The sequence below is a fragment of the Ectobacillus panaciterrae DSM 19096 genome (genome assembly GCF_000430785.1).
GTDB lineage: Bacteria > Bacillota > Bacilli > Bacillales > Bacillaceae_G > Ectobacillus > Ectobacillus panaciterrae.
This window is the reverse complement of the sequence record NZ_AUMR01000204.1, coordinates 1-1,202: the sequence shown is the minus strand read 5'-3', so window position 1 is coordinate 1,202 and position 1,202 is coordinate 1. Positions and strand designations below refer to the sequence as shown.

Annotated in this window: 2 protein-coding genes and 1 riboswitch; of the genes, one reads left to right on the top strand and one right to left on the bottom strand. The window is 32.7% G+C overall.

The window, feature by feature from the left end; all coding sequences use genetic code 11:
- Positions 1-75: 75 nt before the first annotated feature.
- Positions 76-135, bottom strand: coding sequence for a hypothetical protein (locus tag H540_RS35705; protein WP_425388161.1), 60 nt, complete (start codon positions 133-135; stop codon positions 76-78).
- 450 nt (positions 136-585) lie between these two features.
- Here H540_RS35705 and H540_RS34135 point away from each other — a divergent pair, with 450 nt between their 5' ends.
- A complete protein-coding gene (locus H540_RS34135; RefSeq protein WP_028402446.1) occupies positions 586-744 on the top strand; it encodes a hypothetical protein in 159 nt (52 codons plus the stop codon).
- A gap of 259 nt (positions 745-1,003) precedes the next feature.
- A riboswitch (cyclic di-GMP riboswitch) is annotated at positions 1,004-1,097 on the top strand.
- The last annotated feature ends 105 nt before the right edge of the window (positions 1,098-1,202 follow it).

Sequence of the window (1,202 nt, the reverse complement as noted above, 5' to 3'; positions counted from 1 at the left end):
CGTTACTATTCTCTTATGTTAATGAGAAAGGGTGACGTGCTTTTTATGAATATGCGTCAAAAACAAGAGTTGTCTTTATTTGCCGAAGAGTTGTACAGGAATATGAGCTTCTTCATACTCCTCTTTAGGTCTCACATCCAACAAAATAACTTCACCTTTCTCCACTTGGACATGAGCATGTCAATATAGTAGGACGTTATTCATTTATACTTCCTGAAGAAATAAGAGATGGTCGATTACGCACTTTAACATACGAGGAAAATAACATAACAGAACAAAACGGAAAAGGAGTCCTATCTCTTTTTACATGATAGGATTCCTAATGTCCGCTAATGCTTATTGCGTGATTTGGTTCCATTGCTACACAGACCCCTAGTAAGCATGTTAAAACTTTTTATGTAATAAAAAAGGCACTTTTTAAATATCATTTTTATTTTTTATAATGAAAATTCTGGATAATCATAGTAAAATATGTATTGGGATGAGAGTCTTATAAATACATATTGGTGGTTCAAGTCAAAGTAAGGCACTCAATATGAGTGCTTTTACTTTTGTTGAGAACATGGTTAGAAAGGAACACACAACATGAATGTCATTGATTTAAATACAGAAAGACAACGAAGACAAAAAGAAAAACAAATGATCACGATTCCAATTATAAAAAGAGTCTATGAAGAAGATGGAGAAATTAAATTCGAGATATCAGGAGAACAAGATGTTCCCTTGGCTTGGTTAGATAAATGAGAAAAGGAGCATAGGCTCTTTTTTTATTTTATCGGGAAAAAAACCTTCTTTCTTAACGGTACCCCTGATATAGCGTTCCGTTTAAGCAATATGGAGGGCATTTTTATAGACTTCTAGATACATTGACTACCGATAGCTCATGTTATGTAAACCTTACATGTATAGGTTGTGCGGAAATTAATAATTAATTTTTGATGACAATAGATCCTATTTTTAATAAAATTTGAATGTAAAGATAAATAGAAAATACATAATGCATTATTTAGAAAAGCGAATTTATTAAAAGATGGGGACGCAAAGCTACGGGTCTAAGGTGGTAGAAACATTTCCACTATGATGCCTAAGTTGCTACCATGGGGGAGTCAAAGGAATGAAGGGACAAATTGAATTATTAATTGAGCATCAAAATTGTGAACCTATTGATTTAGAATGGCTTAAATTAATTCTTGAAGCTAAGA